The organism is Streptomyces sp. NBC_01320 (assembly GCF_035974375.1).
Classification (GTDB): Bacteria; Actinomycetota; Actinomycetes; order Streptomycetales; family Streptomycetaceae; genus Streptomyces; species Streptomyces yanii.
Window position 1 is genome coordinate 3769559 of sequence record NZ_CP108390.1, and the last position, 26229, is coordinate 3795787.

At 69.0% G+C, this 26229-nt stretch carries 19 protein-coding genes; 10 read left to right on the plus strand and 9 right to left on the minus strand.

Annotated elements, in window-relative coordinates:
* Window positions 1–40 precede the first annotated feature (40 nt).
* Both OG395_RS17265 and OG395_RS17270 read left to right on the plus strand, forming a co-directional pair.
* Complete coding sequence (locus OG395_RS17265) at window positions 41–1420, plus strand: FAD-dependent oxidoreductase (protein WP_327243756.1); 1380 nt, start codon at window positions 41–43, stop codon at window positions 1418–1420.
* An 84-nt stretch (window positions 1421–1504) separates the two neighbouring features.
* Entirely contained in the window at window positions 1505–1654 is a 150-nt protein-coding gene (locus OG395_RS17270) for a hypothetical protein (RefSeq protein ID WP_327243757.1), read from the plus strand.
* Window positions 1655–1726: 72 nt separating this feature from the next.
* On the opposite strand, the gene hemE is transcribed toward OG395_RS17270, so the two are convergent.
* Entirely contained in the window at window positions 1727–2800 is a 1074-nt protein-coding gene (gene hemE / locus OG395_RS17275) for a uroporphyrinogen decarboxylase (protein WP_327243758.1), read from the minus strand.
* Between the two features lie 91 nt (window positions 2801–2891).
* Between hemE and OG395_RS17280 the strand changes: the two genes are divergently transcribed.
* From OG395_RS17280 to OG395_RS17300, 5 genes are all read left to right on the plus strand, one after another.
* Window positions 2892–3551 (plus strand): DUF3000 domain-containing protein, encoded by a 660-nt coding sequence (locus tag OG395_RS17280; protein WP_327243759.1) that lies wholly within the window; start codon window positions 2892–2894, stop codon window positions 3549–3551.
* Window positions 3552–4280: 729 nt separating this feature from the next.
* On the plus strand, window positions 4281–4943 hold the full coding sequence (locus tag OG395_RS17285) for a helix-turn-helix transcriptional regulator (protein WP_024488613.1): 663 nt from the start codon (window positions 4281–4283) through the stop codon (window positions 4941–4943).
* Between the two features lie 118 nt (window positions 4944–5061).
* The gene (locus OG395_RS17290; protein ID WP_327243760.1) at window positions 5062–6336 is read left to right on the plus strand and encodes a ribonuclease D; all 1275 of its coding nucleotides are present in this window, start codon (window positions 5062–5064) and stop codon (window positions 6334–6336) included.
* A 360-nt stretch (window positions 6337–6696) separates the two neighbouring features.
* Window positions 6697–7917, plus strand: coding sequence for a thiolase family protein (locus tag OG395_RS17295; protein ID WP_327243761.1), 1221 nt, complete (start codon window positions 6697–6699; stop codon window positions 7915–7917).
* The gene (locus OG395_RS17300) at window positions 7914–10043 is read left to right on the plus strand and encodes a 3-hydroxyacyl-CoA dehydrogenase NAD-binding domain-containing protein (RefSeq protein ID WP_327243762.1); all 2130 of its coding nucleotides are present in this window, start codon (window positions 7914–7916) and stop codon (window positions 10041–10043) included. The genes OG395_RS17295 and OG395_RS17300 overlap by 4 nt, the downstream gene beginning before the upstream one ends.
* A gap of 72 nt (window positions 10044–10115) precedes the next feature.
* Here OG395_RS17300 and OG395_RS17305 read toward each other — a convergent pair whose 3' ends face one another.
* Window positions 10116–11432, minus strand: a complete 1317-nt coding sequence (locus OG395_RS17305; RefSeq protein ID WP_327243763.1) for a phosphodiester glycosidase family protein — start codon at window positions 11430–11432, stop codon at window positions 10116–10118.
* Between the two features lie 291 nt (window positions 11433–11723).
* Here OG395_RS17305 and OG395_RS17310 point away from each other — a divergent pair, with 291 nt between their 5' ends.
* Window positions 11724–13352, plus strand: coding sequence for a hypothetical protein (locus tag OG395_RS17310; protein WP_327243764.1), 1629 nt, complete (start codon window positions 11724–11726; stop codon window positions 13350–13352).
* Window positions 13353–13377: 25 nt separating this feature from the next.
* Here the strand turns inward: OG395_RS17310 and OG395_RS17315 are convergent, their stop codons facing one another.
* The 7 genes from OG395_RS17315 to galE all read right to left on the minus strand — a co-directional run bounded on the left by OG395_RS17315 (window position 13378) and on the right by galE (window position 24493).
* Entirely contained in the window at window positions 13378–14073 is a 696-nt protein-coding gene (locus OG395_RS17315) for a hypothetical protein (protein ID WP_327243765.1), read from the minus strand.
* A gap of 29 nt (window positions 14074–14102) precedes the next feature.
* A complete protein-coding gene (locus tag OG395_RS17320) occupies window positions 14103–14831 on the minus strand; it encodes a rhamnogalacturonan acetylesterase (protein ID WP_327243766.1) in 729 nt (242 codons plus the stop codon).
* 73 nt (window positions 14832–14904) lie between these two features.
* Window positions 14905–19368 (minus strand): bifunctional glycosyltransferase/CDP-glycerol:glycerophosphate glycerophosphotransferase, encoded by a 4464-nt coding sequence (locus OG395_RS17325; protein WP_327243767.1) that lies wholly within the window; start codon window positions 19366–19368, stop codon window positions 14905–14907.
* Entirely contained in the window at window positions 19365–20582 is a 1218-nt protein-coding gene (locus OG395_RS17330) for a CDP-alcohol phosphatidyltransferase family protein (protein ID WP_327243768.1), read from the minus strand. Before OG395_RS17330 ends, OG395_RS17325 begins: the two co-directional genes overlap by 4 nt.
* A gap of 184 nt (window positions 20583–20766) precedes the next feature.
* Window positions 20767–22296, minus strand: a complete 1530-nt coding sequence (locus tag OG395_RS17335; protein ID WP_327243769.1) for a hypothetical protein — start codon at window positions 22294–22296, stop codon at window positions 20767–20769.
* Window positions 22293–23399, minus strand: a complete 1107-nt coding sequence (locus OG395_RS17340) for a hypothetical protein (protein ID WP_327243770.1) — start codon at window positions 23397–23399, stop codon at window positions 22293–22295. The genes OG395_RS17335 and OG395_RS17340 overlap by 4 nt, the downstream gene beginning before the upstream one ends.
* 83 nt (window positions 23400–23482) lie before the next feature.
* Entirely contained in the window at window positions 23483–24493 is a 1011-nt protein-coding gene (gene galE / locus OG395_RS17345) for a UDP-glucose 4-epimerase GalE (protein WP_327243771.1), read from the minus strand.
* Between the two features lie 180 nt (window positions 24494–24673).
* On the opposite strand from galE, the gene OG395_RS17350 reads away from it, so the two are divergent.
* On the plus strand, window positions 24674–25780 hold the full coding sequence (locus OG395_RS17350; protein WP_327243772.1) for an LCP family protein: 1107 nt from the start codon (window positions 24674–24676) through the stop codon (window positions 25778–25780).
* 38 nt (window positions 25781–25818) lie between these two features.
* The gene (locus OG395_RS17355) at window positions 25819–26229 is read left to right on the plus strand and encodes an NTP pyrophosphohydrolase (protein ID WP_327243773.1); all 411 of its coding nucleotides are present in this window, start codon (window positions 25819–25821) and stop codon (window positions 26227–26229) included.

Here is a 26229-nt window from a genome sequence, read left to right on the forward strand (position 1 = left end):
AGCGTGGACCCTTCGGACTCGACGCTCGAAGGGACCCGGCATGGCAGCGGAGCGACTGGTGGTCATCGGTGGGGACGCGGCGGGCATGTCCGCCGCGTCCCAGGCCCGCAGGCTCAAGGGGCCGGACGAGATGGGCATCGTCGCCTTCGAGCGCGGCCACTTCACCTCGTACTCCGCCTGCGGCATCCCCTACTGGGTCGGCGGGGACGTCGAGCAGCGGGACGACCTCATCGCCCGTACGCCCGAGGAGCACCGGGCCCGCGCCATCGATCTGCGGATGCGCACCGAGGTGACGGAGATCGATGTCGCCGGGCAGCGGGTGCGCGCGCTGGACCGGGAGACCGGCGAGACGTACTGGGCCGACTTCGACAAGCTGGTGATCGCGACCGGTGCCCGGCCGGTGCGCCCCGCGCTGCCCGGCATGGACGCGGCCGGGGTGCACGGGGTGCAGACCCTGGACGACGGCCAGGCGCTGCTGGACTCCCTGGACCGGGCGCCCGGCCGGCGCGCGGTCGTGGTGGGCGCCGGTTACATCGGCGTCGAGATGGCGGAGGCGCTGCTGAAGCACGGCTTCGAGGTGACGGTCCTCAACCGCGGGGAGCAGCCGATGGCGACGCTCGACCCCGACATGGGGCGCCTGGTCCATGACGCGATGGACGGTCTGGGCATCACGACCGTGAACCGGGCCCGGGTCAGCAAGATCATCACTGGTGCCGACGGCCGGGTCACCGCGGTCGCCACGGAGGAGGGGACCTACCCGGCGGACGTGGTGGTGCTCGGCATCGGCGTCGAACCGGAGACGACGCTGGCCCGCGCGGCCGGCCTCCCGGTCGGCCCGCACGGTGGTCTGCTCACCGATCTTTCGATGCGGGTCGTCGGGCACGACAACATCTGGGCGGGCGGTGACTGCGTCGAGGTTCTCGACCTGGTGGCGGGCCGCACCCGGCATATCGCGCTGGGCACCCACGCCAACAAGCACGGCCAGATCATCGGCTCCAATGCGGGCGGCGGGTACGGGACATTCCCGGGCGTGGTCGGGACGGCGGTCAGCAGGGTCTGCGACCTGGAGATCGCCCGGACGGGGCTGCGGGAGAAGGACGCCCGCGCGGCGGGGCTGCGGTTCGTCACGGCGACGATCGAGTCGACGGGGCGGGCGGGCTACTACCCGGGCGCTCAGCCGATGACGGTGAAGATGCTCGCGGAGTACCGCACGGGCCGGCTGCTCGGCGTACAGATCGTGGGCCGGGACGGAGCGGCGAAGCGCGTCGACATCGCGGCGGTCGCACTCACCGCGGGGATGACGGTGGAGCAGATGACGGCGCTCGACCTGGGATACGCCCCGCCGTTCTCGCCGGTGTGGGACCCGGTCCTGGTGGCGGCACGCAAGACGGTCCAGGCCGTGCGCGCGGCGGGTGTGTAGGGCACTCTCCGCCATCGGGCGGACGGACGATCCCCCACGGTCACCGATTGCGACGCAACGGACACGTTGAGTTGAATCGATCGCGTGATCCGAAACTCTGCACGCGCGTTCCGCGCCGCCTCACTCGTCATCGCCCCGCTCGTCGGGCCCGACCGTGAACGGCACGTCGACGGCGGGGCCGGTGCCGACTTCTGCCGGGTGAACTCCGGTAACCCGCCCATCAACTGCCCGTAGCGCCCCCGTATGCACTGCTCGCCGTGGCACCCGAGGGTTTCACGGCGAGCAGCGTGCGTTTCGGTGACCGGTTCAGCGGGCCGTCTGCGTGTGGACGTACTCGACGAGCCGGGTCAGTGCGTCCGGGTCGGTCGTCGGCATCACGCCGTGCCCCAGGTTGAAGATGTGACCCTCCAGACCGGCGGCCGCGTCCAGCACCTCGCGTGCCTTCGCCTCCACCGTCGCCGTCGGCGCGAACAGCACCGCCGGGTCGAGGTTGCCCTGGAGCGCCTTGCCCGGTCCGACCCGGCGCGCACCCTCGTCCATCGGGACCCGCCAGTCGACGCCGACGACATCCGCGCCCGCCTCGCCCATCAGCCCGAGCAGTTCACCGGTACCGACACCGAAGTGAATGCGCGGGACACCGTACGAGGCAACCGCGTCGAAGACCTTCGCGGAGGCCGGCATCACGGAGCGGCGGTAGTCGGCGGGCGCGAGCGCGCCGACCCAGGAGTCGAAGAGCTGCACGGCCGAGGCGCCCGCCTCGATCTGCACCTTCAGGAACGCACCGGTGATCTCGGCCAGCCGGTCGAGCAGCTCGGCCCAGAGCTCCGGCTCGCCGTACATCATCGCCTTGGTGCGCTCGTGGCTGCGGGACGGGCCGCCCTCCACGAGGTAGCTCGCGAGAGTGAACGGCGCACCGGCGAACCCGATGAGCGGCGTCGACCCGAGTTCCGCGGTGAGCATCCCGATGGCCTCGGTGACGTAGTGGACGTCCTCCGGCGTGAGGTCACGCAGCCGGGCCAGGTCGGCCCGGGTACGGATCGGGTCCGCGATGACCGGACCGATGCCGGGCTTGATGTCGAGGTCGATCCCGATGGCCTTGAGGGGGACGACGATGTCGCTGAAGTAGATCGCCGCGTCGACCTTGTGGCGGCGTACGGGCTGCAGCGTGATCTCGGTGACCAGCTCCGGCATCATGCAGGAGTCGAGCATCGCGATGCCCTCGCGCACCTTCAGGTACTCGGGCAGTGAGCGCCCCGCCTGACGCATGAACCAGACCGGCGTGTGCGGCACGGGCTCGCGGCGGCATGCCTTCAGAAACGCCGACTCATGGGTGGCGGAGGTCTTCGTCTGCTGGCCCGAGGGGCTGTGGTTGGCGCTCACGCACAGAATCTTCGCATGAAGCGGTAAGGAGCCGAGTCCCGCAGGGTGTCCCTCCCTGCACGAGGCTCCGGTTCCGCCTACTCTTCCCCGCATGGCTCCGGCTCAGGGACAATTTTCCGAACATTCCGACAGCGCTGACGGCAAGGACAGTGCGGAGGGCAGTTCCGTCCCGCCCGCGTTCCGGTCGGCGGTGGAAGCGTTGCGCTCCGCGCGGCTCCGCCCCGAGCTGGAAGTGGAGCCGACCCGGCCGCCCCAGCGCCTCGCTCCGCACGCATACGCCGTGGAGGCGGCGGTCGTCGACGGCGAGGACGATCTCGCCGACGGCCGCCTCGTGCTGCTGCACGATCCGGCCGGGCATGACGCCTGGCAGGGCACATACCGGCTGGTGACGCTGGTACGCGCCGAGCTGGAGCCGGAGATGGCGTCCGACCCGCTGCTGCCGGAGGTGTGCTGGTCCTGGCTGACCGGCGCGCTGGAGGCGCGGGGCCTGTTGTACGGGGAGGCGGGCGGCACGGTCACCCGCGCCGGTTCCCATTACTTCGGGGCGCTGGCCGAGCGGCGCCCGGCGACCCAGATCGAGATCCGTGCGTCCTGGACGCCGCGCGAGGGGCGTGGCGGGGTGCCGGACACGGCGGCGCACCTGGCGGCGTGGGGAGATCTGCTGTGCCAGATCGCCGGTCTGCCGCCGTCGGGACCGGCCGACGCGGCAGTGGTGACACTGCCCCAGCGGCGCGGGCCGCAGGCGCCGTAGCGGGGGTTGCGCGGGCGGGCTCCACGGGCCGGCCCCGGCGGCCCGGCCCCGGCGGCGCGGGCCGGATGCGCGGGCCGGATGCGCCATGTGGGTGCGTAGGCCGGATGCGCCGTGTGGGTGATCAGGGCGGACGCGGAGGCGGATCCGGCGTACGCCGGTTCCGTGTCGCACGGATTCCGTTGTGCCGATTTCCTTCTCGCCGGTCCGGCACCGGATCCAGGACGCAGGTTCGGCCCGTCGGCCGCCGGAAGGGGGTCCAGCACGCCGGTTCGGCACCCCGGCTTCCCACGCCGGCGAGGCCCATCGCTCCGCAGCCGGATCCCGCACGCCCCGTCCCGCCGCCGTATCCGCACCCCCGGTCCCGTACGCCCGGTCGCGCCGCCGTACCCCCGGACACCCCGTCCCGCCTGCAGCGTCCCGCCGCCGGTGCCGTAGCCCGGATCCCGCACACTCGTCCCGGCGGCCGGAGCATTCCGCACAGGGCCGTGACGCGCGTCCCGGCAGCCGGGCCCTGTCCGTGACGCTGCGTCACAGCCTTCGCACAGCTACCGGCATTCTTTTCGTACAATCGATCGCCCGTCCGATTTGCCCGAATTGTTACGCATGAAATCGTGATCTTCCTCTAAAGGAGGACGGGTCTGCTGCCGAAGAGGTCAATGACCCTTCAAGCACGGTTCGCCCCGGCTTCATCCCCGAGCCGGGCCGTCCCGCCACTCCCCAGGAGGCCTGGTGTCCGTTCTCCTAGAGCAGCCCGCAAGCCTGGTCGCCTACCGCCCGAACAAGCCGACGGCCATGGTCGTCGTGGCCGACCCCCGCGTCCGTTCCACCGTCACCCGCCACCTGTGGGCCCTCGGAGTACGTGACGTCATCGAGGCGTCGTCCATCGCGGAGGCCCGTCCCCGCGTCGGCAACCCGCGCGACATCTGTGTTGCCGACGTCCATCTGCCCGACGGTTCCGGGCTGACCCTGTTGTCCGAAACCCGAGCCGCAGGCTGGCCGAACGGCCTCGCCCTCTCGGCCGCCGATGACATCGGCGCCGTACGCAACGCCCTCGCGGGCGGCGTGAAGGGCTATGTCGTCACCGGCACGCGCACCAATATCGGCCACCCGACCCGACCCGGCGTCGCCCCCATCGGCGCCAATGCCGCCCGTATGCACCGCCGGCCCCCCGGCACCCCGAGCCACCCGGGCGGCTACCGCGAACTGTCCGGCCGCGAGGTGGAGGTGCTCCGGCTGGTTGCCGAGGGCCAGTCCAACAAGGCCATCGGCGTCTCCATGGGGCTCTCCGCCCTGACGGTCAAGAGCCACCTCGCCCGCATCGCCCGCAAGCTCGGCACCGGTGACCGCGCCGGAATGGTCGCCGTGGCCCTGCGCACGGGCATCATCCACTGACCCCCGCACGCCGGCCGGCGTGTACCGAGATACGGACCCGGCTGGTTTACATTCATCGGCGCCCGTCGACGGAACGTTCCGTCGACGGGCGCCGTACATACACAGATACCCTTGACACGTGACCGACGCCCAAGAGACCGCAGCAGACACTTCACTGCGAACCACCGGGGGCGCTCCCCCGGACGACGTCGCCCCGGCGCCGATCCCCTTGCTCGAACCTCGCGAGGGCATTCCCCCGGTGGTGGCCTCCGACGACGCCCTCGCCCGGGTGGTCGCGGCCTTCGCCGCGGGCACCGGCCCCGTCGCCGTCGATGCCGAGCGCGCCTCCGGCTACCGCTACGGCCAGCGCGCCTATCTCGTGCAGCTGCGCCGTGAGGGTGCGGGCAGCGCGCTGATCGACCCGGTCGGGTGCCCCGACCTGTCGTCGCTCGGCGAGGCACTGCACGGCAGTGAGTGGATCCTGCACGCCGCCACCCAGGACCTGCCCTGTCTGCGCGAAATAGGGATGACCCCCACCGGGCTCTTCGATACGGAGCTCGCCGGGCGGCTTGCCGGATTCCCGCGGGTCGGCCTCGGCGCGATGGTCGAGAGCGTGCTCGGCTACGCGCTGGAGAAGGGGCACTCCGCCGTCGACTGGTCCACCCGCCCGTTGCCCGACCCCTGGCTCCGCTATGCCGCGCTCGATGTCGAGCTGCTGATCGATCTGCGTAACGCCCTGGAGGGGGAGCTCGACCGTCAGGGCAAGCTGGAGTGGGCGCAGGAGGAGTTCAACGCGATCGCCGCGGCGCCCCCCGCTCCCCCGCGCAAGGACCCGTGGCGCCGCACGTCCGGTATGCACAAGGTCCGCCGTCGCCGCCAGATGGCGGTCGTACGGGAGCTGTGGAACGCCCGCGACCAGGTCGCGCAGCGCCGCGACATCTCGCCCGGCAAGGTGCTCGGCGACGCGGCGATCGTCGAAGCGGCCCTCTCGCTGCCGGCCAATGTCCAGGCCCTGACCGCCCTGCCCGGCTTCGGTCACCGGATGGGACGGCGTCAGCTGGAGCAGTGGCAGGCGGCCGTCGACCGGGCCAAGGCGCTGCCCGAAGCCGAGCTCCCTCAGCCGGGCCAGCCTCTCGCGGGCCCGCCGCCGCCGCGTTCCTGGGCGGACAAGGACCCGGCAGCCGCCGCCCGGCTGTCGGCGGCCCGGGCCGCGGTGTCGGAGCTCGCCGAGCGGCTGCACATGCCGCAGGAGAACCTCATCACGCCGGATACAGTGCGCCGCGTCTGCTGGGAGCCGCCGAAGAGTCCGACACCGGGCGCGGTCGAGGACGTGCTCACCTCGTACGGGGCGCGGCGCTGGCAGGTCGAACAGGTGGCGCCGCTGCTGGTCCGCGCGCTGGCCGAGGCCGCCTGAGCGGTTTTCCTAGGTCGAATTCGGGCCAGGTTGAGCGGCCCGCGGCCGCGCCGTCTCGTCCATCGCCGGGCGGGCTCATCGCGAGCCCGCCCGGCGATCGGTATTTCCGGCCTGCGCGGCCTGCGCGGCGTGTCCGGCCTGCCCGGCGCGTCCGGCGCGTCCGGCGCGTCCGGCGCGTCCGGCGCGTCCGGCAATGGAGGGTGCAACGGCCGCGCGCCCGCCCCGCCCGCATGTGACCTTCGCCGCTCCCGCCGTGGGGGGTGGGCAGTCTGGTTACTCACAAGTAGCATGAGGGGGTGCGGCGCGCCTCTGGGGCGTGCTCCGCAGCAGTGCCATCCCGCACCCTGGAGGAGAGCCATCGTGCCTCGTACCATCCGGGACGTCGTCTTCGTCGACGGCGTCCGCACCCCGTTCGGCAAGGCGGGCCCGAAGGGCATCTACCACGAGACCCGCGCCGACGATCTCGTCGTGAAGGCCATCCGGGAGCTGCTGCGCCGCAACCCGGACCTGGACCCCGCCCGTATCGACGAGGTCGCCATCGCCGCGACCACGCAGATCGGCGACCAGGGCCTGACGCTGGGCCGGACCGCCGGAATCCTGGCCGGTCTGCCGCAGTCGGTGCCCGGCTACTCCATCGACCGCATGTGTGCGGGCGCCCTGACCGCCGTCACGTCGACGGCCGGTTCGATCGCCTTCGGCGCGTACGACGTCGTCGTCGCCGGGGGTGTCGAGCACATGGGCCGCCACCCGATGGGCGAGGGCGTGGACCCGAACCCGCGCTTCGTATCGGAGAAGCTGGTCGACGAGTCCGCCCTCTTCATGGGCATGACCGCGGAGAACCTGCACGACCGGTACCCGCAGATCACCAAGTTCCGCGCCGACGAGTACGCGGTCCGCTCCCAGGAGAAGGCCGCCAAGGCGTACGCCAACGGCAAGATCCAGCAGGACCTGGTGCCGGTCTCCGTGCGCCGCACCAACGCCGAGGCCGGCGAGACGGGCTGGGGCCTGGTCACCGCCGACGAGCCGATGCGTCCGGGCACCACGCTGGAGTCCCTGGCCGGTCTGAAGACGCCGTTCCGTGCGCACGGCCGCGTCACCGCGGGTAACGCCGCCGGTCTCAACGACGGCGCCACCGCCTCGCTGCTCGCCGCCGAGGACGTCGCCCGCGAGCTCGGTCTCCCGGTCAAGATGCGCCTCGTCTCGTACGCCTTCGCGGGTGTCGAGCCGGAGGTCATGGGCTACGGCCCGATCCCGTCGACCGAGAAGGCCCTCGCCAAGGCCGGTCTGTCGATCGGTGACATCGGTCTCTTCGAGATCAACGAGGCGTTCGCCGTCCAGGTGCTCGCCTTCCTCGACCACTACGGCATCGCCGACGACGACGCGCGCGTCAACCAGTACGGCGGCGCCATCGCCTACGGCCACCCGCTGGCCTCCTCGGGTGTGCGTCTGATGACGCAGCTGGCCCGCCAGTTCGAGGAGCAGCGAGAAGTCCGCTACGGCCTGACCACCATGTGCGTCGGCTTCGGCATGGGCGCGACGGTCATCTGGGAGAACCCGAACTTCGACGGAGGCAACAAGTGAGTTCCACCACTGAGCTTCTGAAGGGCGCAGCCGAGCTGTTCCCGGGTGAGGTCGTCACGCAGGCGCACGTACGCCACCTCGACCTCCCGGCGGGTGCGGGCAGGTTCGCCCTCATCACGCTGGACAACGGCCTGGACCACACCAAGCCGACGACCTTCGGACCGCAGTCGCTGGCGAACCTGAACGCCGCCGTCGACCAGGTCGAGAAGGAAGCCGCCGAGGGTGCGATCACCGGTATCGGTATCACCGGCAAGCCGTTCATCTTCGCGGTCGGCGCCGACCTCAAGGGCGTCGAGCTGCTGAAGAAGCACGACGACGCGCTCGCCATCGGCAAGGGCGGCCACGACGTCTTCCGTCGCCTCTCCGGCCTCGCGGTCCCGACGTTCGCGTACTACAACGGCGCGGCGATGGGCGGCGGTGTCGAGGTCGGTCTGCACTGCTCGTACCGCACCGTCTCCAAGGCGCTGCCGGCGTTCTCGCTGCCCGAGGTCTTCCTCGGTCTGGTCCCGGGCTGGGGCGGCTGCGCCCTGCTGCCGAACCTGATCGGTGCCGACCGCGCTGTCTCGGTGATCATCGAGAACTCGCTGAACCAGAACCGTCAGCTGGGGGGCAAGCAGGTCTTCGAGCTCGGGATCGCCGACGCCCTCTTCGAGGGTGCGGACTTCCTGGAGCAGTCGCTGATCTGGACCGCGAACGTGCTGAACGGCACGGTCACGGTGGAGCGCCCCGAGATCGACCGCGGTGACGCCTGGGACCAGGCCGTCGCCCGTGGCAAGGCCATCGCCGACTCCAAGGTGCACGGCGCCGCTCCGGCCGCGTACCGCGCGCTGGAGATCATCGCCGCGGCGAAGGACGGCGACCTGAGCGCCGGCTTCGACGCCGAGGACCAGGCCCTCGCGGACCTGATCATGGGCGGCGAGCTGCGCTCCGGGATCTACGCCTTCAACCTGGTCCAGAAGCGTGCCAAGCGCCCGGCCGGTGCCCCGGACAAGTCCCTGGCCCGCCCGGTCACCAAGGTCGGCGTCGTCGGCGCCGGTCTGATGGCCTCGCAGCTGGCGCTGCTCTTCCTGCGCCGCCTGGAGGTGCCGGTCGTCCTGACCGACATCGACCAGGAGCGCGTCGACAAGGGTGTGGGCTATGTCCACGCCGAGATCGAGAAGCTGCTCGGCAAGGGCCGGATCAACCAGGACAAGGCCAACCGCCTCAAGGCCCTGGTCACCGGTGTGCTGGACAAGGCCGAGGGCTTCTCCGACGCCGACTTCATCATCGAGGCCGTCTTCGAGGAGATCGGCGTCAAGCAGCAGGTGTTCGCGGAGGTCGAGGCGGTCGCCCCGGCGCACGCGATCCTCGCCACCAACACCTCGTCCCTCTCGGTCACCGAGATGGCCTCGAAGCTGCAGCACCCGGAGCGGGTCGTCGGCTTCCACTTCTTCAACCCGGTCGCGATCCTCCCGCTGCTGGAGATCGTCCGCGGCGAGCAGACCGACGACGCCTCGCTGGCCACGGCGTTCGGTGTGGCACGGAAGCTGAAGAAGACCGCGGTACTGGTGAAGGACGCCCCGGCGTTCGTCGTCAACCGCATCCTCACCCGCTTCATGGGCGAGATCCAGAACGTCATCGACGAGGGCACCCCGGTCGATGTCGCCGAGAGGGCCATCGAGCCCCTCGGTCTGCCGATGTCCCCGCTGGTGCTCCTGGAGCTGGTCGGCCCGGCCATCGGTCTGCATGTCTCCGAGACCCTGAACCGCGCCTTCCCGGAGCGTTTCACCGTCTCCGAGAACCTCGCGGCGGTCGTCAAGGCCGGCAAGCGCGGCTTCTACGTGTACGAGTCGGGCCGGCCGGAGCTGGACCCGGAGGTCGCCGCGCTCCTCAAGCAGGGCGATGTCGTCCTGTCCGAGGAGCAGGTCCGCGACCGCGTCCTGGACGCGGTGGCGCAGGAGATCGGTCTGATGCTGGACGAGGGCGTCGTCGCCGAGGCCCAGGACATCGACCTCTGCCTGATCACCGGTGCGGGCTGGCCCTTCCACCTGGGCGGCATCACGCCGTACCTGGACCGTGAGGGCGTCTCGGAGCGGGTGAACGGCAAGAAGTTCCTGGCGCAGGGTGTGGCGAGCGTTCCCGCGTAGTACCTGGTCGACAACGGCAGCGGGCCGTACGGAGAGACCTCCGTACGGCCCGTTCGTCGTGTCGCGCGACGCTCAGCGACCCTTCCGGGGAATGACCGCGATGGCATTCGAGACCTTCCGCTGGCGGCGGTCGTCGGTCCGGCCGGGGTCCGACGGGCTGTTGCGGACCCGGTCCCTGACCACCATCGTGCTCGAACCCCCGCCGTCGAGGTTCAATGCGTCAACCGCGCCGAGAGAGCGCAGGCAGTCCGCCGCCTCGGGCAGAGTCACGCCCTCGCTGACGCCCGGCCTGCGCCCGTCGAACACGACGAGGAGCAGGGTGCCGTCCGCGCGGACTCCGGCGACGGTGCGGGGCGAACGGGTGCGCACCGCTCCCTCGGAGACTCCGTTCATCGCGGCATTGATCCAGATCCGGCCGGATCGGACCAGCGCCGGGCCCGCCCCGAAGACCGAGGCCCGGTTCACGTCGACCCGCACTCCGTGCGCGTCGGTCAGGACGGACGACACGGTGAGAGTCCGGCCCGGCCGTGCGTGCGCACGCAGCCAGTCGGCCCCCGAACCGATGCCCACCAGCGTCCGGCCGCCGTCAGGCACCACGCCCCCTGCGGGGCTGCGTACGCCGGTCACCGTGGATCGGGCGTCGAGGACGGCCTCGACGCTTCCCGTCCCCGCGTGCGGGGTCGCTGTGCCCCACTGCGCGGGGAAGTCGACGATCTCGTCGGAGTCCTCGCAGATCCGCCCCGGGAGCGGGTCCGTGGTCAGCGCGCCGGTGCCGGCAAGCCGGTCGCCGCCCACTCCCCCGCAGCCGACTATCCGGCCCGGTACCCGGTCGGTGCCGTCCACGACGGCGCGTGAGCCGTCGGAGGAGGTGACGTGGGTGGCGGAGCGCAGCTCGGTGATGCGGGGGCGTTCTCCGGGGCCCGGAAGGATCAGCGCGGTACGGCCGCCCGCCGCCTCGCTCAGCAGCGTGCCGCGGGACATGTAGAGGCCGAGCGGATCGCCCTTGTAGCGGACGGAGTCCGAGTCGAAGAAGGTGCCGTTGACAGCCGCGACCGCGCCCGCTCGGCGTGCCAGCTCGCGGACGGTGTCGGTGGTCGCGACCGAGGCGCCGTGCACGCCCTCGACGTCCACGGCTGCGTCCTGGGCCACCGTCAGCACGCTCGTCCGTACCGGACTGCCGTCGTCCAGCGTCCGGACCGACTGGGTGAACGAGACGCCGTCGGGCAGAGGTTGGGCGGAAGGGTCTATGGCGGACGGGGACGAGGCATGCGTGGGTACATCGCCGTCCCGGCCACTGCTCCCCGTGTCGGAGGCCGACCGGGCACTGCACCCGGCCAGCAGTGGCGCAAGGGCCAGTGCCGCAACTCGTACGGACCAACGTCCGTTCACGAAGCCCCCTGTTCCGGGCACCGAGCGGGGTCGGGGCCGTGCATGTGTGCCTGGATTCACCTTTAGAAATCCGCCATATGACGGTGCAGATGCTATCAACCGGCAGATCGCCCGAGCAGTGCGGCCACCCTGAATTCGGGGTCGACTGGCACAGTGGTGGACGGATACACTCAAACGCACTTCCGCGGGAAGCGTGTCCGGAATCACAGCAGAGCAGGCAAGGGTATCTCGATGACTGCACCAATCCCTCCTCTCGTGCCGAATCGTGCGGCGATCGACCCTCGGAGTGTAGTGACCTCCACAGACGCTTCGGGTCCGTTCCCCGTGGAGTACCGCTTTCGCCCGGCAGAGGGTGACGCACGCCACCTGATCGTCATCTTCTCGGGCTTCGCAGCACCCAACGGCTATCACTTCGCCGGAAAATCACTGAACGATCTGCGCGCCAACATCCTCTGGATCCGTGACGAGTTCGACGGGCACTACAGCTACTACCTCTGCCGGGACATGGATTTCGGTATCGAGGGGGCAGTCGCCGGGCTGATCGAGAGAACGATGTCGGGGCTCGGCCTGACGCGTGAGCAGGTCAGCCTGCTGGGTGTGTCGAAGGGCGGAAGTGCGGCCCTCTATTTCGGTTTGAAGTACGGATACCGGAACATTGTCACGGTCGTACCTCAGTTCCTCATCGGCGACTATGTGCGCGACCGGGCGGAAACGGGCCGGTACATGCTCGGCGAAATGATGCCGCAGCAGAACGTCGACTCGCTGAACAGTGCTATCCCCAGCCTGCTCAATGCGTACGGCGGGCAGGGACACAACATCTACCTGTTCACCTCCGAAGCCGACGAACAGTACGAGAAGGAGATCAATCCGCATCTCCAACTGTTCTGGGGGTGCGCCAACTTCAACTTCATTCGTACGAACTCCTCGATGGTGCGCCAGCACGGCGAGGTGTCCGGATACAACCTGCCGCTCGTCACCGGCGTCCTGGCCTCCCTCACCGAGGGCGCTGAGCCCCGGCTGGGCTTTGTGGAGAACGGAAATTCGCAGGTCAACGAGGTGGAGCGGAGCATCTACCTGACGGAGCTGCGCCAGTCCGACCAACTGATCGCGGTGCTCAACAAACAGGACATCCGCGGCGCCGGACTGCTTCTTTCCGGGCATGCGTTCATCCCGGGGGAAGCTCCTTACTCGCAAGGTTTCCTGACGAAGACCCTGGTCGCGGAAGGGGCCGGTGGCCGCCATTGGGAGTTCCCCTTGGCATCCACCGAGGCCAAGCATCTGTACAGCCTGTACTTCGACCGCTTCGCCTGCGACTATCCCAATGGTGGATTCGAGCCGGAGAGCCCCTCAGGAATTCTGGTGAATGAGCTCCCGGCCGGGGCATACGACCTTTCGGTACGAGTGGCCAGCCCTGCCGAAGGAATAGACCGGCGTACCGCGCTGGCCGCGCGCCGTCCCTTCGACCTGCGGCGGCCTTTCGGCGGGACCGAGATATCGCTCATCGGTGATACGAAGAAGGTGCGACTGCTGCGGCGTCCCATCCTCGGACAGTACTCGCAGGAGACGGCTTTCTCGCTGGAGAACACCTGGCTCAAGGAGCGCACGTTCCATGTCGAGGGGACTTTCTTCATCCATGGCATCGAAGCGGCGGAGCACGGCCACGCGAACTACTACCTGGTACTGCGTGGCGACCGGACCATCTATTCGTTCCGACTCGGCATGTCACGCAAGCCGGCAGCGATCCGCGGACACATCCGGCGCGGCGATTTCAGCAACTATGACTTCGCCTATTTCGCCACGTCAGGCTACAAGGGAATTGCACTGAAGAACGCGGTACCGGGTGATTACGAGGTGCATATATCGATGAGCACCGGAGGTTCCCTGTTCTCCGCACCGGCCGGGACCGTGACGCTGAACTGAACAGGGAAACCCGAACGGTCCACATTCACGGCTGAACGGCTATCGCTCCGGGCGAGGCTCCGAAGCCTCCGATATGCACCGTCACTTCCGACCACACCCGGTGCCCCCGGTCGTCCTCGTAACACAATTCGAATCGGTCGTACCCCAGGTGCTCCGGGTCGGCCTCATAAGTGACACTCCCGTCGGCTCCGCAGGTGAGCAGGCCGTGCCCGGCGATGCCGACGCCGATGAACCGCAGGCCGGCTACCGGACTGTGGCCGGCAGGCAGCATCGCACGGCCGCCCTGTCGCAGCACCATGCTCTGTCCTCGCAGCACGTGGCGTCGCACCCGGAACCCGAGGTCCGAGACCGCAGTCGAGGGGATGAGCTTGTCGCCCTGGGCCGTCATCAGACCAATGATCACCCGTGGCAGCAGCACCGCTCCTTCGATGGCGTCGTCATGGATACGGACCAGGCAGTTCACCGTGCGCGGGTCCGTGCCGCTCGCGTAGGTGGCGTACCGCCCGTTCGTCAGATGACTCATGCCCTGGTGGCGGACCATCTTCGCGTGGTCGCCCAGCATGTCGTCGAGCAGATAGCCGTAGGTGCGGTAGGCGCCGCCGACTGGCGTGACGGACAGGGCGAGGCCGAACTCCTGGCCGGGCGTGACCGGCAGGGCCGGGTCGATATCGGCGAACAGTTCGAGCGTCCCGCCCACCTGTGGCATCTGGGGGTGCGTCACCCAAGCACGGACAAGTGGATACCAGTCGTTCACAACAAGGCCTCACTCATCTCCGCGGATGCGGCGCGACCGCCCACCCGAGACTTGGTCAACTTCTCGAAGACTTCGTCGTCGAGAAACTCCACGGCCGCCTCAGGGACCTTCGCTTCGAGGTTCCTGAAGTGGTTCGAGGTCAGTACCCCCTGGGCGCACATCTCCCCCGCCACGAACCGGGCGCATTCCACGGCTCCATGGCCGCGGAGATGGGTGTTGTCTGCGATGCCCTCGAGGAAGTTGGGGTCCTCGCCCGGCTCCATGTACAGGAACAGTTGCTTGGTCCCTTCCGCCCCCGCCTGACGCCACCAGTTGACGCTCCACTCGTTGAGGTCGATGAGCGGTACGGACAGGCCCGCGGCAAGTTCACGCATGGCCGTCGGGTAGAGCCCGAGCGGACGTCGCATGTTCCCGTGATCGTCGAAGACCCGGCGTTCGTGACTGGTCACCAGCACCGGATGCGCCCCCCGTGCCCGCGCGCCCAGCACGTACTTACGCAGGTACCACTGGTAGTCGCCGAACGGCTCCGTGAAGCGGCCGTCGCCGGGCTTCATATCGATCAGACCGAACGAGACCAGCAGCAGATCGCCCGGGGCGATGTTCTCCAGGATCCAGTCGAGCCGGCCGCGCTCCACGAAGCTGCGCGAACTCGCTCCGGCTCGGGCCGCGTTCACCACCTCGGCGTTCTGGATGAAGATCTGGAGCACCTGGCCCCAGCCGGTCATCGGTGCCATGCTCCGCGGACGGCTGGTCACGCTGGAGTCGCCAGCCAGGAAGACCCTCAGATGCCGCACGTCGTCACGCCCTTTCACGCTGGTTCTCTTCGGGCCGCCCCATGACGAGCGGGGTGGACATCCGGCCTGGATCGCCACCCGCGGCGGCGTCCATCGAATCGATCACGTCGAAGGCCCGCTCGCAGTTGTTCGTGTCGCGCAGGACGAAGAACTCCTCCGCGCGGCGGCGGAATTCGGGCTCGACCTCGAAGTCGCGGGTGATGGAGGCGATGATCTCGTCGACCGCCTGGTCGACGCGTCCGCACGCCGGGCCGAAGCCGTCGCGAGCGAGGTCGAAGTAGCCGCGCTTGTAGTGCTTGCTGTAGAACGCCTCGTCGTCGAAGTTGGTGTAGACGATCGGCTTGCCCATGTACGCGACGTCGAAGAACACCGACGAGTAGTCGGTCACGAGCATCGAGCACTCCCGCATGGCCAGCTGGACGTCCCGTCCGGTCGAGGAGACCGTGATGGACGGGTGGTCGATCCGGAAGTGTTTCAGGTACGGCCTGATCTCGTAGTGCGGCATGAACTCCAGCTCCACGTTGTAGTACTGGAGCGCCTTCAGCAGCCGCTTGTCGCGCAGCAGTGCAGAGAAGAACCGGTAGTACTCGGAGGCCGCGAAGGGGATCTCCGGCTTGGCCGCCTTGTTGTAGGAGGGGGCCACGATGTCGCGTCGCCAGGTGGGCATGACCAGGATCTTGCGCGGACCGTGCACCGGCTTGAGCGCGTCGTAGCGCGGAAGGCCGGTGGCGGCCACCCGGTCGTAGCCGTAGCCGCAGTGCTCCGCGTAGTAGGCGCGCTCGCTGCGGCCGGTGGTGAGGACCATGTCGACGTTGGTGACCTGGGCATGGATGGAGCCGACGACATCGTTGTAGACGACGCCATGCTGCAAGAACACCCGCTTGTAGCGCAGCAGATCGCCGTAACCGCGCAGGAAGGCCCGCTTGGACAGGCCGGGGAAACCAAGGTACGCCTCCAGGTCGTAGGCGTTGATGAGCCGAGTGGCGTGGAGCAGGTAGGCGCGGTACTTCCAGGAGAGCCGGTCGATGACCTGGCCCAGGTGGTCGATCTTCTCGCGGTCCGCAGCGTCTCCGTTGATCGCGTAGTACACCTTGCGCCTGGGCTCGTTCTCCCTGATCCACTTGAACAGGTGGTACGAGTTGTCCTGCGCGGTGTCCTCGCGCTCACCGATGATCCAGATATCCTTGCCGTGCAGCTTCGGATACGTCAGCCAGTACAGCAGCCGGGTGCGCCAGCCGGAACGGCCGGGCAGCGAGTTCCGCAGCTCCTCACGGAAGCGGCCCAGCGCGTACCGCGCCTTGCGCAGCGGGCCGGTGACCCGGCGCAGGATCACCGTCTCGTTGCTGCCGACGGTCATCCGCACCCGGGCACGGCCCGAACGCTGCACGCCCTTGAAGCGGTGCAGCATCTGACGGGCCTCGACCGGCATGTCGTGCCGGCGCTCGCCGTCGTGGACACGCATCCGCAGGGTCAGATCGCGGTTGGAGAGGCGGGTCAGGTCTCCCGGGCGGGCGACGGCGCGCCAGCCCGCGTACCAGTCCTGTTCCTTGCGTGCCCTCCAGCGGTCGCGCCGGTAGACCTGCTCGACGGTGAGGGGTGCCTCTTCGACACCGTCGCTCAGCACGAGTTCGATGCGGTTGCTGAACGGTCGGCTGATGTCGACGCCCGAGAAGACCAGCAGGCCCTCGAACCTGAGGTGTTCGCCGTCGACGACAAAGGTCTCCAGGACGGCCTTCTGGCGGTCGACTCGCAGCAGGGTGGTCTCGGTGCGGTCCTCCTCCAGGCGCCGGTGCATGCCCGCGTCGTCGATGAGCAGCTCGGGGCGGTAGGCCGGTTTGGCGTACGGGTCGCAGAACAGCTCGTAGTTGCCGGTCCGCACGGCGTGGTGCTGAAGCTGTGCCATGGGAGCGGTCGCATACTGGAGGACCAGGTCGTCGGGAATCTGCTCATAGATCTCGACGAGGACAGGGAAGATCCCGGCGATCTCCGCACGGCTCATGATCCGGTGGATGTTGCGCAGATGCGGCTGCATCGTACGGACCACGAATCGCATCGCGAGACGGGCGGCCCGCACGTTCAGGCGTTCCGTCATCCGGACGATGTGGCGGCAGAGCCGGATCAGTTCCTGGGTCTTCACCGGGTCGTTCCAGGCCAGGTCGAACATCGAGTCCCGGCGCTGGGGGTCGCGTTCGAAGGAGGTGGCCGTCGGTGCGGTGGTCACGATACGGGCGTGCAGCAGCGCCGGTACGGTGAGCCAGGCACCCTCGAAGCCGGGGCCGTAACCGCTGCGCAGCCCGTGCCGGCGCAGCAGCGAGGTCTTGAACAGCTTGCCGCCCAGTTCGGTGGAGAAGATCACGTATGGGATGTCGTCGAGCCGTTCCGCCTGGGGGGCGTCCTTCTCGAAGTACCGTTTCCACGGTTCGTCGCCGAACCTGCGCGCGCCGGGGAAGTTGTCCTGGTCCCCGACCACCACATCGGCCTTGACCCGGCGGGCGGCGGCGACCAGCCGGCCAATGCTGTTCTCGCCCAGGATGTCCTGGGCACGGGCGAAGGCCACATACGGCGCCTTCACGTACCGCAGACCGTTGTCGAAGCTGGAGCGAGCTCCCAGGGCGATCTGGCTGATCACTTCGGTATTGGCGTGGAACGCAGCGAAGTCGGCGAGCTGCGCGGCGGTCGCGTCGGTGGACCCGTCATCGACGAGGATCACCTGCGTCGTCGCGAACTCGCGCTGGGCAAGAAGCGAGCTGAGGAACTCGTAGAGGTTGTACTCGTCGTTGTGGCAGTGCACGACGAGGGCGGCCGCGTATTTGTCTGACCTGCGGTTCACGACCCCTACGGCCGGCTTGTCCTGCCACCAGAGCCAGGGAGTGCCGCGCGGTCGGTCGGTCGCCTGCTGCTCGGCCGTCTCGGGACGCAGGGCGAGATTGCCACTGACCGTTTCGTAGATCTCGTACGTCGCTCCGTCGCCGCGGTAGCGCTCCCGCTCGATGTCGAGTCCGGTCACGCAGACCGTGGTGGTGGCCCGCTCCCCGCCGTGCCGGATCTGCACGAAGAGGTTCCAGTTGCCGGCCCGGCCCGCCTTGCCGAGGGTCGCGTCCAGGTCGACGGTGGTGTGGTAGTGGATGAAGTCGTCGTCGACGTCTATCCCGGTGACGTCGAAGGTGTGGTCGGCCTTCGTGCTGCGGCGGCGCAGTACGGCGGTGAGTTCCAGTCTGTCCTTGGGGCCGACCCGGCCGAACTGGTTACGGATGTAGCCGCTGACGTGGAGCGTGCCGTCGTGTATCTCCGCCCGGGTGGCCTGGTTGAACAGCCGGGAGTCGGAAAGGCTGTTGCCGCTCAGATCGAGGTCGGTGACATCGAGGAAGCGCTCCGCGTGCGGCCGGCCCAGCAGCGCCGCCGACCAATAGACCTTGCCGTTTCGTTCCACCAGGTCGGAGCTGAGCACGCTGCGTCGCTGGGTGTAGTCCGAGACGGTGAGCGCCAGGTCGACGCGACCGTGGAGCAGGCTGAAGGCGCGGACCCGCTCCAGCGGTCCGCACAGGTCGTAGACGCCAGGCGGAAGAGTGCGTAGATACGGCGCGACGAGGTCCGCGAAGCCCTTCCGAAACGTTTCGTCACCCGCGCGCAGTTCCGGGGTGTACAGCCGCAGATCGTGCGAGAGGAACTTCGCCGCCTTGTGCGCCAGCAGGTCCTCGGCACCGTTGTGGATAAGGAAGGCGTCGGCGTACTGGTGCACCAGCACCCGGTCGCGGATGCTGCGCAGCTCGCCGCGGCGGTTGGTGATGGAGGGAGCGTCGGTCTCCCGTTCCCAGATCCACCGGTACACGGGGGTGGCCATCAGGGTGACGGACCGCGCGCAGTACCAGGCAACCGTGGAGAAGTAGGTGTCCTCGAAGAAGACCTCTTCGGGAAACCGGATGCCGTTGTCCAGGAGGAAGTCGACCCGGTAGAGCTTGGCCGCGGCGATCGGGTCCTCGAAGAGCTCGGGCATGACGCGCAGCCCGCCCTCGACGGTGCGATCGGTGCCGTACAGCTGCGGCTGCCAGATCGTGATCTCGTCCTTGGCGAGGTTCACGCGCAGGGCACGGCCCGCGGTGATGTCGGCGCCTGTGGCGAGCGCCGACTCCAGGAGTGACTCGCAGGCCTTGTGCGGCAGTTCGTCGTCTGCGTCAAGGAACATCAGGTAGTGGCCGGTGGCCACCGCGATGCCGTTGTTGCGTGGGGCGCCGACGCCACCGCTGTTGTGTGTGCGTTCGACGATACGGACCCGGGGGTCGCGCGCGGCGTACTCCTGGGCGACGCCGAGCGTGCCGTCCGTGGAGGCGTCATCCACGACGATCACCTCGACCCGCGGATGGGTCTGGCGCAACGCCGACTCCAGAGCGCGGCCCAGGGTGGCACTTGCGTTGAACGCCCCGATGACGATGGAGACCTGGTATTGCGGGGAGGCGACCGGAGTGTTCATCGCAGGGGCCCTTCGACCTCCGCCCAGTGCACATCAGCATGTGGCCGGGGCGGGTGGATATGGGGGGCCGACGGTCCTGCGGAGATGCTGTCGCTCGGGCTCCCGTAGAGATAACCGGCGTCGAAGTGGGGTTCCGGGTAAGGCTGGAAGCCCGGGTCCTCGTACGGCTCGGGGGCCGGGAAGCGCTGCTCCACGGGTATCGCGCCGACGCCACGGTCAGGGGCGGCCGCCTGGTCGAGGTCTGCGGCGCGGCGGTGCCGGCCGGCACGCAGATGGTTCGCGACGGTGCCCCCCGGGGTGGCGGCGGGGGCGAGCTCCTCCATGACCCGGGTGAAGTCACGGGTGGAGAGCCAGAACTTGTACATGATCACGAGTTCGAAGAGGCCGAGAAGGATCGCGGAGGCTGCGGTGGTCCAGAGGATCTGCCCGATGAGCGGCCCGACGATGAAGATGAACATCTGGAACTCGATGCCGCTGATGAGGTGCGGCCGCACGCGGCTGCGCAACAGTGCCTGGCGCAGCCGGGTGTACCAGGGGAAGCGGTCGCGGAACTGGGCGTGCAGGTCGACGACGCCGTCGGCCTGCTGCTTGAGGATCTCGGCCTCGACCCCGGGGTTCTCGCGGAGCAGGTCCTCCATGAAGACGACCTTCGGCTCCTGAGGAGCCACCGTCTGCGCCTGCTCGGCCTCCAGCCGGGCCGCCTCCTTGACCTTCTCGATCTTCGTACGCATCGACATGCGCATCTTGTAGATCTGGAGGGCGTCGACGTACCGGAGCATGTCGAGGAAGACCACGACGAGCGCGGCGATCAGGTACCAGGCGCTCTCGGTACGCAGGTACTGACCACCCATCAGGGCGAGCGCGCAGAACAGCACTCGGATGCGGTCGAAGACGTAGTCCAGCCATCCGCCGAAGACGGTGCCGTTGCCCTTGAGACGGGCCAGCTTCCCATCGATGCAGTCCAGGATGAAGCTGACGTGATAGAGGGCCGCGCCGATGATCAGGGACTGCGTGTCGCCACGGAGGAAGAAGCCCGCCGAACCGAGGCCGACGAAGAGAGCGCCCCAGGTCACCCCGTTGGGAGTGATGAATCCGAACCGTGCGATCCGGATCAGTACCCGGGTTGCGACCGGGTCGACCAGAATCACCGTCCACCAGGCGTCACGCTTCTTGCAGGTGAGCTTCTGGACAGCGCGCAAGGACAGCTTGGCCATAACCCCTCAGTCACGAGAACGACAGCGACTAGGCCCCCGTCCATCCGTTCGTAGTCCAGGGGGCCCAAGTGTTCATGTGACTCCCCCGGATCCTTCACATGAAAGATTCGCAGACTTTATCAAAAACTGAACAGGTTTAGACCGGCGGGTGTGACAGAAAATGATCACAACTGACAAGCGAATCTCACGCTGTGTGCCAGCGACCGAAGTCGAAGCCGCTCGAAAGTGACTCTCGGTGAGAAATGGCCAGCTGTGCACCAGCTGTGAACGTCGCCAAAGTAACCAAGCCGGTACGATCCCGGACAGCCGCAGGCACCAGGACCGACTCCCCACCGAGCTCGTTCCACCACACACCCGCGTCCGCCCGGCCCTCGGCATGCGCCCCGACGGCGCAGGCGCCACCGGAACCGGACCGGATGAGCAGGGAGTACGCCCAGCCGTCCACCTCGACGCCGCGAGCGCCGGTGACCGGTCCGCCACCGTCGGCGCCGCCGAGCGGCACCGGGGCAGTCGCGCCCGGCCACCAGAGACACGGTTCGTTCGTCCGAAGGTCGCGGAAGACAAGCGTCCCCGGTTCGGGTCCGGCCGCCATCGATCCCGGACGGGGCGAGAACGGCACGGCCCGGTCCTCGGCCCAGGTGCCATCGGGTCCCGTGCGGTACCAACGCACCACCGCCGCGGAGTCCCGTGCCCGCGCAAAGAGTTCGACCTCACCCTGTCCGGTGGTGACGGTGACGAGCTCGTCCGCGACACGGACGCCCCGCAGGTGCTGCCAAGGGGTCCAGGCGCCGTCTGCCCCCTGCTGCCGGTAGCTGACGCCGTGCCCGAAGTTACGCGCGAAGACGACGAGGCCGCCGGTGGCATCGAACGCGGCCGCCGGAAACCCGATCGCGCGGCTCCTGTACCGGTTGCCCGGATTCGGGCTGCCCAGTGAGTGCCAGGGGGTGAGGGGACGTCCGGTGCCGTATTGGGTGGCCCGCACGATCGCGATGTCGTCGCCACCGTCCTTGAGCGGGGTCCTGCGCAGCGCGAAGAGATGCGGGAATCCGTGGAGATCCCGGACCACCCGGAGGCCGGGCATCAGCCTTGGGCCCGGAAGGAGCTCCGGCCCCTGCCAGGCGGCGCCGCCCGGTTCGGACTGGGTCCACCGCACCACGCCGGCCGCCGAGGGCAGGAAGGCGGAGAGCCTGCCGTCGAATCCCTCGGTGAGCCAGTGCGTCGTCTGCGGGTAGCGCAGCCCCGATGCCGCGCCGAGTTGCTCATCCGCATCAGCACGATGACAGGTGACGTGGACCGGGGTTCCCGATTCCAACTGGTGGTCCCGGACTGCGGAGAGAGCGGTCAGCGCAGCGGCGGCATGCTCGGGATCCACGTCGTACACGGGGACGTCGCGTTCGGCGTCGTACCCGATGTGGACCGGATCGGGATCCTGCAGACGCACCCGATGCGGGCGGAGCGCACGCAGCTCCCGCAGCAGCCCGGCCGTACTGCCGCTCTCCTGCGCACCGACGGTCCTCGGGGCTCCCCCGACCTGGCAGCCGCGGCGTCCCGCTTCCTTGAGCGCCCGGTCCAGGGTGGCGCGCCCTTCCCTGTCGTCCTCCGCCAGGCACAGGACGCTGATCTCGGCACCGGCTGTCTCGGCCGCGACCAGCGCCACGGCCTCCCGGTGGCGCGAGACGACGATCGTCACCCTCTCCGTACCCGAGGCGCTCACATCGGCCTCCAGTCGCTGAGGGCCAGCCCCTGACCGTCCTGCTGCCGTGCGACGGCCAGACGGCCGTCGGAGCCGACAGCAGCAACGACCGCCCTGCCGTAACCGTCCACAGCCAGTGCGGGATCTCCGGCACAGCGCATCCCGGTGCCCGTCCACCACACGCCGCCCTGCTCGCCCTCGGTCGGACAGACGCCGAGGTTGACCGTCCCGTCGACGCCGCGGAGCGCGAGCACCGTGCAGTCGTAGCCGTCCACCGTCGTCCTGAGCGCGGCGATGCGCCCGTCTCCCGGATTGCCGCCCAGCGGTACGGGCCAGTTGCCTGCCCGGAAGGCGACGACACCGGTACCCCGCGCGTCCGTCAAGTAGTACGTCAGCCGGCCCGGGGCCGTCTCCAGTGCGGTCGCCGATCCCGGCAGGGGAATCGCGCCCACGTCGTAGCCGCGTACCAGGGCGCCGCCCGGCTCGGTCTGCTGGAGATGGAGTGCTGCGGTTCGGGTGGGGACGAGCACCTCCACCAGGCCGGACGAGGTTGCCGCGGGTGCCGGTGCGTCGGTGCCGCCGGCCGCCTGGAGCTGGCTCCACGGCTGCCACTGGCCCCGCTTGTCCTCGCGGCGCAGGGCAACTCCTCCGGGTCCCGTCGGGACACAGACGTACAGCGCGCCGTCACTGGTGACGGCGCCGGCCGGAACCCCGACCTCCACCGCCTGGGCGATCTCCTTGAACGGATTGCCCAGCGAGCGCCACTGCGTCAGCGGGCGGCCCGTCTGGTACTGCGTGGCGTACATGATGTCCACGTTCGACCAGCCGTCGGCCCGCGGGCGGACCCGGCGCCCCAGCAGATGGGCGTACCGGTTCTGCCCCTGCACCACCGTGAGCTCGGTGATGCCCTTCGCGGGAAGGACGTCGGGTCCGTCCCACCGTCGGCCACCGGGAGCGGTCTCCGTCCACCTCAGCACCGCACCTTCGGTGTGCACATAGGCGGTCAGTCTGCCGTCGTGTCCGGTCAGCAGCCACGGGCCGCCGTGAACGTCGGCGAGCGTTGCTGCGTCCGCGGTCGCCGACTCGTTCCGCTGCTTGGATTCGCGTAGGGGGGCGCTGCGCATCGCTGTTCGTCACCCTCCCTGGAAGCAGGCCCGTGCGATGCACGGGCTCCGGATCGAGACATCATAAACAAGCGGAGAATCGTTTAAGCGGGAGCAGCCGCCTGGTTCGGGCGCCCGGCGGCGGGGTGCCTGAGGCACCAGCCCTCCCATGCGGACGTGACCATCTGGCGGGCGTCGTGCCGGGCGGACCAGCCCAGTTCGGCACGGATCCGGTCGGCGGACGCGACCACCCTGGCCGGGTCGCCCGCCCTGCGCGGCGCCGAGACCGGAGCCGCCTTCGCCCCGTACCCCGTCACCTCACCGATCAGCTCGATCATCTCGCGCACCGAGACGCCCTCGCCACGGCCGATGTTGACCGTCAGGTCCGTGCCCGGCTCCCGGTCGAGGAGGGCACGGGCCGCGGCGAGATGTGCCGAGGCGATGTCGTCGACATGGATGAAGTCGCGTACGCAGGTGCCGTCAGCGGTGTCGTAGTCGTCGCCGAAGACGACCGGGATCGCGCCCTGCGTCAGCTTCTCGAAGACCATGGGCACCAGGTTGAACACGCCCGTGTCGGCGAGCAGCGGTGTGGCCGCGCCGGCGACGTTGAAGTACCGCATCGAGGCGGTGGCGATGCCGTGCGCCTTCCCCGCGGCGCGCACCATCCACTCACCGGTCAGCTTGGTCTCGCCGTAGGGGTTGATCGGGTCACATGGAGTGTCCTCCGTCACAAGCCGCACATCGGGCATGCCGTAGACGGCCGCCGAGGACGAGAACAGGAAGGCACGCACGCCGCTGTCGGCGACCGCCTCCAGCAGCGTCTGCAGACCTTGCACGTTCTCCCGGTAGTAGTACAGGGGGCGTTCGATGGACTCGGCGACCTGCTTCTTCGCCGCGAGGTGGACCACGCCGTGCACCGACAGGTCCGTCAGGCTTCGCCGCAGTTGAGCTGCGTCGAGTGTCGATCCCTGCACGAACGGCACGTCCGCGGGAACCCGCGACCGGTCGCCCGTCGAGAGGTCGTCGTACACGGCGACCGACTCACCGGCCTCCCGCATGGCGCGCACCACATGCGCACCGATGAAGCCGGCCCCTCCCGTGATCAACCAAGTCATGAGCGAATAGTAGTTCGAGGTGCTCACGTCATGATGGCGGGCATCGAGACATACATTCGCACGATTCTCTGTTCTATAGTGCTCGGTCAGTCATGCATTCACGGACCGGTCATGCCCCCCACCCGAGTCCCACGCACTTCACCGCCCACCCCGGGCAATGAGATTGAGGACTCGACCACGATGAGCCACGACGCCATGACACCGGGCCCGCTCGACAGTCGTCCGCCCTCTCACGACGGCGGACGGAAGCGGAGGGGAGCGCCGCGCAAGCGCCGCCGCGGCCTGAAGATCACCCTCAGTATCGTACTGGTGCTGCTCCTCGCCGCCGGTGGCACCATCTGGTGGCTGTACAGCAAGCTGGACGGCAACATCAAGGGCGTCGACATCAACAAGGCACTGGGCGACGACCGGCCCGAAAAGCTGCCCACCAGCGGGCAGAACCTGCTGGTCCTCGGCTCCGACTCGCGGGCCGGTGCCGAGAACAAGGAGCTGGGCGGCGGCGGCAGCGTCAGCGGTGCGCGGTCCGACACCGCGATGGTGGTGCACATTCCCGAGGGCCGCACCAGGGCCGTCGCCGTGTCCATACCGCGCGACACCCTCGTCACCCGGCCCGAGTGCACGAAGGCCGACGGCTCGGTCGTACCGTCGGCGAACCGCGTGATGTTCAACTCCGTCTACTCGCAGGTCGGTCCGGCCTGCGTGGTCAAGACCGTCGAAAAGATGTCCAAGGTGCGGATCGACCACTACCTGGAGATCAACTTCGCCGGGTTCAAGGATCTGGTCGACGCGATAGGCGGCGTCACCGTCGATGTTCCGCAGGACATCCACGACAAGTCGTCCGGCCTCGACCTCACCGCGGGCCCGCACAAGCTCGATGGCACCCAGTCCCTCGCGTACGTCCGCACCCGGCACGGCATCGGCGACGGCAGCGACCTGGGCCGGATCGGGCTCCAGCAGCAGTTCCTCCTCGCGCTGCTGGGCGAGGTCAAGTCGCAGGATCTGCTGAGCAGTCCGACGAACACGTACAAGATCGCCAACTCGGCGACCAAGTCGCTGACGACCGACGACGGTCTCGCCTCGCTGACGTCGCTCTCGAAGTTCGCCCGCTCCATGCAGGGCGTCGATCCTGCCTCGATGGAGACGATCATGCTCCCGGTGGCATACGACAAGGTGGATCCGAACCGGGTCGTGGCGGTGCAGCCGCAGGCCAACACGTTGTGGAAGGCGATCCGCGAGGACGCCACGATCCCGGAGTCCGCGAAGAAGTCCCCCGCCACCGGCGGATGACGGACAGCGCCGTGGTCGGTGCATGACACCCTTCGGGGATGTTGAGCGAACCGACCCTGGTGATCGTCGACGCGGCCAATGTGGTCGGGTCGGTACCGGACGGATGGTGGCGGGACCGGCGCGGCGCGGCCGAGAGGCTGCGGGATGCGCTGGTCCCGTTCGCCGCGGACGGCCTGGACGGCTTCCCCGGTCCCGTCGAGTTGGTCCTGGTCGTCGAGGGCGCGGCCCGGGGCGTCGAATCGCGTCCCGGGGTCGGGGTGGAAGCGGCGCCCGGAAGCGGTGACGACCGGATCGTCGAACTGGTCGCCGATGCCGTGTCCCGTCCGGCAGCCCGCACCTGTGTCGTCGTCACCGCCGACCGGGAGCTGCGGCTGCGGGTGGAGGCGTACGGGGCGCGGTGCGTGGGCCCCCGTACGGTGCGGCCGGTGCCGCCGTCGCGTGCCGAATGA